The 9,120-nt window shown below is 37.1% G+C and carries 8 protein-coding genes, 1 pseudogene and 1 riboswitch; all 9 genes and pseudogenes read right to left on the reverse strand.

The genetic code is table 11. The features are described from left to right. A partial coding sequence (gene tnpB / locus B3143_RS01015) for an IS66 family insertion sequence element accessory protein TnpB (RefSeq protein ID WP_286739199.1) occupies positions 1-209 on the reverse strand: 209 nt, incomplete at its 3' end. Beyond that, positions 206-589 (reverse strand): IS66-like element accessory protein TnpA, encoded by a 384-nt coding sequence (tnpA, locus tag B3143_RS01020; RefSeq protein WP_005232272.1) that lies wholly within the window; start codon positions 587-589, stop codon positions 206-208. The genes tnpB and tnpA, both read right to left, overlap by 4 nt. Before the next feature lie 71 nt (positions 590-660). Beyond that, a complete protein-coding gene (locus B3143_RS01025; protein WP_286739203.1) occupies positions 661-2,445 on the reverse strand; it encodes a diguanylate cyclase domain-containing protein in 1,785 nt (594 codons plus the stop codon). A gap of 141 nt (positions 2,446-2,586) precedes the next feature. Then, positions 2,587-3,288 (reverse strand): annotated as a pseudogene (locus B3143_RS01030) (IS1 family transposase). Next, positions 3,285-3,410 (reverse strand): hypothetical protein, encoded by a 126-nt coding sequence (locus tag B3143_RS01035; RefSeq protein WP_262458437.1) that lies wholly within the window; start codon positions 3,408-3,410, stop codon positions 3,285-3,287. The pseudogene B3143_RS01030 and the gene B3143_RS01035 overlap by 4 nt, the downstream one beginning before the upstream one ends. A 42-nt stretch (positions 3,411-3,452) precedes the next feature. Further along, complete coding sequence (locus tag B3143_RS01040; RefSeq protein WP_286739209.1) at positions 3,453-3,902, reverse strand: Csu type fimbrial protein; 450 nt, start codon at positions 3,900-3,902, stop codon at positions 3,453-3,455. A gap of 54 nt (positions 3,903-3,956) precedes the next feature. After that, the gene (locus B3143_RS01045) at positions 3,957-6,740 is read right to left on the reverse strand and encodes a fimbria/pilus outer membrane usher protein (RefSeq protein WP_286739211.1); all 2,784 of its coding nucleotides are present in this window, start codon (positions 6,738-6,740) and stop codon (positions 3,957-3,959) included. A 4-nt stretch (positions 6,741-6,744) separates the two neighbouring features. After that, positions 6,745-7,491: a molecular chaperone gene (locus B3143_RS01050; RefSeq protein ID WP_312074703.1), complete on the reverse strand. Its 747-nt coding sequence runs from the start codon at positions 7,489-7,491 to the stop codon at positions 6,745-6,747. Continuing rightward, positions 7,491-7,997, reverse strand: a complete 507-nt coding sequence (locus B3143_RS01055) for a Csu type fimbrial protein (protein WP_286739212.1) — start codon at positions 7,995-7,997, stop codon at positions 7,491-7,493. The genes B3143_RS01050 and B3143_RS01055 overlap by 1 nt, the downstream gene beginning before the upstream one ends. A gap of 134 nt (positions 7,998-8,131) precedes the next feature. Further along, positions 8,132-8,220, reverse strand: a riboswitch (cyclic di-GMP riboswitch). Positions 8,221-9,120: the final 900 nt, after the last annotated feature.

Below are 9,120 nucleotides of genomic sequence, written 5' to 3' on the forward strand. Positions count from 1 at the left end.
CCCTGTTCCAGCCGCCGGGCACACAGCCAGATGCCCAGTCCATCATGTACCAGCACTTTCATGCGATGGCCACGTTTATTACAGAACAGGTAAGCACAATGCGGTTTGATGTAGCCAAAGGCTCTCACCACCTGAGCCATGATAGTATCCATCCCTGCTCGCATATCCAGAGGTTGGGTAGAAAGCCAGATTTCATCAATGCGGATCATGTTGCAAGTGCCTTGAGTAATTCTGCTAAAGCAGATATTTCTGATACTTGCCATTTCAAGCCAATTTCTGCTTTTGAGTGGGGTAAAGTAATTTGAACCGTTAACATGTCAGTAGGAGTAGGATCTAATGGTGTAGAGCAAGATAAGGCAATAAATGCAGGTTTATTCGGTAGTGGTGAGCGATCATTCCCTGGCTTAGCATCAATTAAGCGAATCCATTTGGATACGAGATTTGTATTCAATCCATGTTGCAAAGCGACCGAAGCAATTGAAACGTCCGGTGCTTTACAAGCCTGAACGATCTGCTGTTTAAATTCAGCACTGTATGTTCTTCGTTTTTTCGCAAGAGATGCGATGGATGTCTGGTGATTTGTAGTCATAAATTTTAGTCCCCACTTGTTTTTAAGTGGGGACTAAATTAAGGCTTATAGGACGAATTCATAAGGTGTGTTCAGCGGACGCTTACGCCACTTGTATACCAGTGCCAGGTGTTACGTCCTTCATTTTTAGCTTCATACATTGCATGAATTGCATGATGCAATAACTCTCTAAAATTTTCGACTTCCTCTGTATCAGTCGCAATACCAATACTTGCGCTCAGACGAATGTGATGCCCTTTTATATTAAAAGGTAAAGCTAAAATTTTAAAAATGCCTTCTACTGTTTGAGTTACTTTTTCCTGAGTATATTCTTTGTTTAATAATAGAGCAAAGCCATCAGCGGCAAAACGTGATAGAACATCATCTTCTTGTAAAATAGTCCGTAGACGCTGACTGACCAGCTTAATTAATTGATCCCCTTCAGCATATCCGAGATCTTTATTTATAGTACGGAAGTCATCCAAATCAATATATAAAACCGCTAATGTATTGTTCATTTCACCCTTTTTGTAAAAGGCAAGGTCCAATAACTCTTCAAAAACCTGACGGTTAACTAATTCAGTTAGACTGTCATGAGTACGCTGATAATTTATATATTCTTCATCTATAAGTTTCTGAGTCACATCTTGCTGGGTTCCAATAAAATGAGTACATTCACTATTTTGATTCCATACAGGGCTAAGAGTAAGTTGATTCCAGAACCAGGTGCCATCTTTCCTATAGTTTTTTAAGGTAATTTGAATTTCTCGCTTATCTTTAAGTGCTTGGTGAATTTCTTGAACTGCATTAATATCTGTATCTTCTCCTTGTAGAAAGCGACAATTACGACCTAAAATTTCTTTCTCGGAATATCCGGTTAATTTTAGAAAAGCAGGATTAATGTATACAATTTGATGATTTGAAGTAGCATCAGTAATTACAATACCATTAGGACTTGCATCTAATCCTCGTTTTAATAATTGTAAATGCTCTTCTGTTTTATATCGGTCTGTAATATTTTTTAGAATTGCAAATACACCTACAATTTTTCTATTTTGAAATAATGGTAAAAAGGTGAGATCTGCCCAATATTTTTCCTCTCTAACGTCATAAACCTGTATTTCTAAACGTTGAATATGACCTTCTGTAGCTTTTTTAAAAGCTTCTTCTGTTATTTTTTGATATTGAAGGTGAATAAAATTTAAATAGTGTAGTCCTACAATCTGCTCTACCTCAAATCCATTAATCTTTTTTGATGTTATATTTACTTGAGTAATATTTCCATATAAATCACATTCATATACTGTATCAGGATGATGATCAAAGAAAGAATGATATTTATCATTCATAGCATTTTTATGCTGACGCTCATAATATAGATCGATCCCTAAAGCAGTCAGGTATGCCGCATGATTAAGCATTTTAATCTCATCATCTGTTGGGCTCTTCGGTTTTCGATAATAAGTTGCAAAAGTTCCATATAAAGTACCTTCAGCACTAATTATAGGAACAGACCAACAAGCAGAAATATTTTCTTCAATAAGAAATTTTTGATAGCTTTTCCAGTTAGGATGAATAAAAATATCTTCACAAATAACGATGTTACGATAATAAGCTGCTGCTCCACATGCACCAGCATATGGCCCAATCTTTAAATTTGTTAATGCATTACGATATGCTGAAGTAAAATATTGTCGTCCACTGATTAAATTTAAATGTTTTTCTTTCTCTGAGAAAAACATAATAGTTACCATTGATCCAGGAATTAAACCTTCCAACCACTTTGAAACTGTATGCAAAACAACTTTTAAATCAGTTTGTTTACCTAGAAAATCAAGAATAAATAAAGTATCAGGATTATTAATTTTTTCAGACATTCTATACCCTTTAATAGAATCTATTATGATTCATAATCAGAAAACTCGTTAATAAAATAGTATATAGAAAATAATAAAATTCCAACTAATCTACTGTGAATTATTAAAAAAATTGGTGGTGTTTCAAAAAGTATGCTGGCGTTAAACAAATCCGTTATTAAGGTGAAAGAAAGTCAAATCAAAGGCTTTAAAATGATTTTCGAGCTTTTTAGGAAAGTTGCAACTTCTCCTAAATCCACGCCTGATTCGATGACGAATTCTACAATTCTTACCTTCAATACCGACGGTAAAAAACTTACCGATCACTTACTTGCAACATTGAAATGCTGTGATAAAACTATCCCAGTGATCACTCGCAATTCCAGCATATTGAACCCCAAGCTTTTTAAGTCTAGCTTTAAGACGTTGAACCGTTGCTAAATCCCGCTTACCCCAAACATAAGCAACAACTTCTCCAGATTCTCGATGGTAGGCATAAATAAGCCATTTTTTATTTTTCTTATTCCCTACAAAAGTCCAAAGTTCATCGACTTCAAGACATTCGTAGTGGCTTTGTTTAGGCTGAATCTGATAGATCGATTCACTTAAGGTTCGTAATACCTTGCCAATGCTGATACGCTCGACTTCAGCAATATCTCTTACACCGCTTCCTCTGACCATTAAATGTAATATCTTGCCGGTAATACCTGAGTTACACCCTTGATAGCTTAATGCATGATCACCAATAAACTGACGTTTGCAATCTTTGCACTGATGGTTTTGTTTCCCATCTACTTTGATGCCATTTCTCTTTATATTGTTACTTAGACAGGTAGGACATTTGATTTGTAGCGTTATTTTCATACCTCTATTTTATCAAAAGCCATATTGTTTTTTTCAGCATACTTTTTGAAACACCACCAAATTAAAATAAATAAGGATATTTCTAATCCTCGTTCATTTAAATTATTGCGTTCTGCTACCACCGATGAAACTCCATGTAGTATCTTGCTAGTATTATCTTCAATTTAAAAAACTATAGTGACTGTAATGATGTCAGAATAGTCTCCTACTGAGACATTCTGCTTAGCAGGAATACGTCCATAAAATGGATGTTGTTCAGTTGTTCCTGTTTGTCCACTTATAGTCACACTACTATTTGTACCATCTCCCCACACGAGGGTTCGGGCTACATCACTATAGAGGTTGTAGGTTAAAAAATCGGTGCTGTTCGACATTTTCCTTTCACTAAAGTTTCCTGAGCTATTCGGATCAAGCTTTAATGTATAAGGTGTTTCAACACTACAATTAACTGTTAAGGTTCCAACACTATCAGTGTGATTAATTGCAAAAACATCATAGCTTCCAAAAGACATCCCACTGCTAGTTACGTTACAGTCAGCAAAGGTTTGAGGAGGAACATACAGCAGAAGGAATGCTAGTATGCTATAAAAAAAATGCTTAACTTCTAAAACCATTTTGAACCTCATAGGTCATAGATAGATTAAAATAAGGAAAGTATTGGGTGCTCATCACTGGCATATTACCTCTCCCATGTCTAGCATCTGATTTTTATTTTCAGGTACCTCCAGCAGAAATTGACAACTCTGATTCTCCCACTGGGCTTTCAACTGATTGGTTACATTGAGGTCAGTCAGAAAAACTTCTCCACGTAGACCTACAGGGAAATGTTCTCCTTTTTCATTTGTTACGATTGCTCCAACTGGTAAAGGTGTACCAGTATTTTGCACAAGGCTGAAGAATGCCTCACGAGTACGAGTAACAGGAAAATTTAACATCACTCCACTACGGTAATAAGGATACACGTCCATATTCAGGCCTTTGATTTTTGCATCCAAAGGTAAATCTGATTGCTCAATACTAATCTGATTACGTTCATAGGGTCTTAATCTCGGAATAAGTGCATTCCCTTTACTGTTGGTACGAGCCACCTGCTGATTTTCTGCATATACACGCACATCAGAAAAACCTGGAATTCTTACTACAGCAAAACTACTATCAATATGTCGACTTGGCAGCCAGGTATCTCCGGCCAATGCAATACCGCCCCGTATATTGCTACGGATAGCAATTTGATCTTTTATCTGTGAACCTTCTAGCTGATAAGTACCATAATTACCTTGATAGCTAATGCTTCCCTGACGTTGCTGATTATCTCCTGTGCCCACACGCAAGTTGTAACCATATCCTGTACCTGCGGGCAAGCTACGCTGGATTTGCATCATCCCTTCGTTCTGCTCTTTCGTCTGGCTAGCACTTAAGCTCAAGCTTGTACGATCGATACTTAATGGAATACTGAGAGAAGCTCGTAGTGTTGTTTGCGGCTCATCCAAAAAATGTAGCGCTGAAAGATGTACAGAACCAATATCCCAAAGTCGAAAGCTGTAATCTGCCGTAAGAAATTCGATATCCTTACGATCATAATAACGTTGACTGGTATAACTTAAGTTAACAGTACCTGAGCCTGGCCCTCTGAAGCTTGTGTAAATTCTGCTTTGATGATCCGGTAAAGGTTGAGTCTCCCTCATCCCCAGCCGCATGAAATTCAGGCTGGCTAGTTGGGCATCCAGACCAAAACTAAAAATACGCCCCTGGTGTTGAAAGGCCAGATTATAAAATGCACCTTGTTGCCCATGAGCATAGCTGGATGCTGCAGCCAGCGAGAGTACTCCACCAAAAGGTAATAGAGAATGCGTTCCCACCCCGATCAATCCCTGTTTGGAAAGTGCTTGCGCATGTGCCTCTAATGTAAAGCGATCATTCAGTCCTCTACGCCAAGTCGTCGTGGCCATCATTTGGCCATAGTCACTACTGGATCGACCATAGTTTTCTCTGATTGCCCCCAGTTCAACCGAATATTCATCCAGTCCTTTACGTAACATTTTTTGGCTAGAATAAAAATCTTTCGTAATTACTTGTTCACGACCTAGAATGTCTCGCACAATTAATTTAGTCTGACCAGAGCCTGTAATGGTGGGAATTTCATCGATAGTAAAAGGCCCGGGCGGAACTTCCCGCTGTAAACGTAAAGCATCATTAACGTAAAGATCGACTGTTGAAGGCAATGCAGCTTCGCCAGCCACACTCATTAAGGGTAATGTGACAAATTCTGGCTGGGTACTATAATTCGTACCCCATTGGAACCCGCCAAAGCGCACTCCTCCACTCCAGCCCGTACCACGACTGAATGTATCACCTAGAGTTAAAGTGTGCATGGTCTGCGGATTATCTTTACGCCATTGGGTATCCAAACGTATCCATTCCGCCGACTGCCCCGTCTGATTATGTTGGGCTAGAAAATTTGCCGAACCGCTTCCCCAACGATTAAAAGTCCCAATCTCAAATAGACCACTACTTCGAATCTCATTATCACTATTAGCTTGTACTACCGAAAGATCATAATTGAAGAAAGCTCCCACTGAAGAACTCAATGTTTTCTGTTGCCATTTGGATCCACTTAGCTCGGTCGTCTTAAACAGATTTGCTGGTGCTTGAAGATCCAAAGTCGAACGACGTAAATCTATCTGGCTTTGTATACCCAAATCCTGCAAATAATAGAAACGCTCTCCTTGATAATCAACTGTAACAGTTTTGGGTAAGGTTAATTTCAAACTTAGCAGATCCTGTTCTGCTAAAAGAATCTGATCATTAGTATCTTGTAATGCCAATACAGTGGACTGCTGTGGTTGCTTGTTTAGTGTCGTTTCTAACCAAAACTCATTAAATTTGTTATTTTGACTTTTTTCTGTCAAATGATCGACGGATGTAGCTTCATCTTTTAGTGGAGTCACAGCAGATAGCGGCTCAGAATGCTCGAAAATCTGTACCTGTTTTTCTGGAAAACTTTCACCTATAACCATTGGCAAAAGATCCAGACCTAAACGATATTCGTGGGTACTATCAGGCGCTAATTTAAATACATTTACTTTTCTACGGTCATTCAGGGTCAGTTGTAAACGAGTGACAGCTTTGTCATTTTGAATATCAATATAACGGATCAACTCATGATCTTTAGGAATTTTATTGGCTAGAATACTCGCCAGGTTATGGGCATCTATGCCCGTTAATTCAATAATTACCTGATCACTCAAAGGGTTTGAAAGCAAGTGAAAAGCAATATCTTGTTCAGTTTCTACGAGCAGGCGATATCGATCCGGCAATTGCTCGTGATAAACAGCATGTACAGTTACAGATTCCAGTGGAGAATAAGCCAATGCAGGAGAACTAAAGGTCAATATCGTTGAACTTAATACACATCGCCAACCAGTCTTCCATGGCTTTGACATCTGTAACATGAGCTTATTCCATCCGCAACTCACGAGTGAACGTCTTGCCATTCACTTTTGTGACCAGTGTAACTGTCGCACCAGATAGGGAACCTCCTTTAAAATCTATTGACCATTCCTGTTTACTACCCGGTAGAAGATAGGTATTACCCGTCTGGACCAATTCCTGTCCATTGGGTAACTTCAAACGCAACTCTGTCACCTGAGCATGACCATTGCCACGATTGTGACTCTCAAGAATGAGATTACCCTTATTCACCTGATGGATGCGCCAACTCAAATCAGAACTTGCTTGACCTGTAGCAGGTGCAACAAAAACTGGCAGACTCATCCGCATCACCATCTGTAAGCCCTGAAACTTATTCGGGATGGGTGGTGGCAGCTCTTGCAAGAACAGCCTGTAACTCAATTCTTGTTTTAAGTCTAAAGGACGCCTAAGACCCACACGAATAATCTGGGTTTCACCAGGAGGTACGGTAAAAATAGGTGGGGTCACCAGAATTTCACGGGTTTTAGACTCATAAAGATCCTTACCGTCTTTTTGATTCCAACCCATTACCTCAGCTTGAAGGGCAACCAGTTCATTACTACTGTTATGAACCCTAAGTGACATGACTTTGTTATTTTCAGGGGTTAGATTGACCTTGATAGGGCTTACACTAAAGCCAGCAGCATGAGAAAAACTTGTTAACACCATTAAAGGCAATAATAGGATCGTCAGACCGCACACAGCGATCTGACGTTTAAGAAACCCTTTCATTAGAAAGTAACTGTTGCTTGCACAGTATCATTATATGTACCCGCTGGAACATTTTGGCCTGCTGGAACACGTATATATACAGTATGGCCCACTTGCAAACCAGTGCCTGTAATAGTTTTACCAAAAGTTGCAGTATCACCCCATACTTCCCCACGAGCTGTGTCCTTATATAATTCATAATCAAGAAGATTATTTAATGAATCTTTAAGTCTACGATCCGTGTTATTACCCTGATCGAAAGTAACTTCTGCACTGGTATCCTTAGTACAAGCGACGGTTACAGTGCTTGTCTGGTCAAAATCAGTAGTTTTATTAGCTTCAATTGGGTCATAGCCTGATACGTTTAAAGCAGCAGCAGATATTGTACAATTAGCAACAACCTCTGTAGTCAGTCCCATAGTGGTTGTATCTGTTCCTGCCTGAGCAGATATCCCTGTTCCTGCTGCCACAGCTACGGCAGTAATCAAAGTGAGTTTATTGAAAAACTTGGCATTAGAAGTCTTCATGATGAACCTCATAATTATGATAAGAAGTGTAATTAGCTGAGCTAAAATTAATTCACTGCAACTAAGACTTATGGCTTGCCCAGGCAAATTAAATTTAAGACAAGAGGAACCCTCACCTTAAAATCAGTAAGACGCGTGGTAACCCCTCGACCATGGAATATAAATATTCTTTAGGCAGGTAGCTTTGCGTCCCCGCTTTTCAACGGGTTTGCCTTTTTCAGCACAATTGATATTTGTGTTTGAATAAACTGGTTAGTATTCATTCATTTCGAAATATATGCGTATTGTTTTTATTTGTAAACATAAACTACAAAAAATAGTTGATATTAATTAAATATACAAATGTATATTATTATATTTAAAATTCACCATATATATAATTTAAATCAAACACTTAGGTTTAGGTTGTTTTTTATACAATTTTCTCTATATTAAAATTAAAATAATGAAATTTCTATTTAATTTAATTATTTAACTATTTTTAATCTATTAAAAATTATTAGATCTATATTTATCTTGTTTTTGATTATATTTTAATCACCCTATTAAGTCTTATTTTTTATATGGGATTAACTGATCTCTTGAACTAAAAAGTAGGCATTTCAATGCATAATTATTAAGTTATTGAATTAATTAAATATTTAAATTAATTTGTAAAATAATTATTATAAATAGAACTAATATGATAGAAATTGAACATTATTAAAATTAAAAATAATATTTTCTAATTTAAAAAATAGATTAAATTTAAACCAATCATGTGATTTTTAATTTTAAATTTGTAATAAAATGCCAATTACTTTAATTAACATTTATATAACATAAAACTTAGAAACTGGCTGTAGTTTCTCTTTGCCTCTCCACGGCACTTAATCTTCCACACCTTAGGTGTGGTTTTTTTTTGCTGTATTTTTATGCATTTAATCAAGTTGGACTCACAAGTATTAGAAATTATGGTGAATTTAAGTATATAAAAATCATAATTATTTTTAATATAACTTATTCTAATAAGAGATTAAATAAGTAATCAATATAAAATTTTATTAATATTTATTGAGGCTTTGTTGCACAAACCTAGTGAACCGTACCGGGTTTGTCGGAGGCTTTTTTATTTAAGTTAGGC

Origin of the sequence: Acinetobacter sp. UBA1496 (genome assembly GCF_002324975.1) — a bacterium.
Taxonomy (GTDB): Bacteria; Pseudomonadota; Gammaproteobacteria; order Pseudomonadales; family Moraxellaceae; genus Acinetobacter; species Acinetobacter variabilis.

Excerpts from the sequence above, each read along its gene's own strand:
- tnpA (WP_005232272.1), bottom strand. The coding sequence starts at position 589 with ATGACTACAAATCACCAGACATCCATCGCATCTCTTGCGAAAAAACGA.
- B3143_RS01025 (WP_286739203.1), bottom strand. The coding sequence starts at position 2,445 with ATGTCTGAAAAAATTAATAATCCTGATACTTTATTTATTCTTGATTTT.
- B3143_RS01040 (WP_286739209.1), bottom strand. The coding sequence starts at position 3,902 with ATGGTTTTAGAAGTTAAGCATTTTTTTTATAGCATACTAGCATTCCTT.
- B3143_RS01045 (WP_286739211.1), bottom strand. The coding sequence starts at position 6,740 with ATGTTACAGATGTCAAAGCCATGGAAGACTGGTTGGCGATGTGTATTA.
- B3143_RS01050 (WP_312074703.1), bottom strand. The coding sequence starts at position 7,491 with ATGAAAGGGTTTCTTAAACGTCAGATCGCTGTGTGCGGTCTGACGATC.
- B3143_RS01055 (WP_286739212.1), bottom strand. The coding sequence starts at position 7,997 with ATGAAGACTTCTAATGCCAAGTTTTTCAATAAACTCACTTTGATTACT.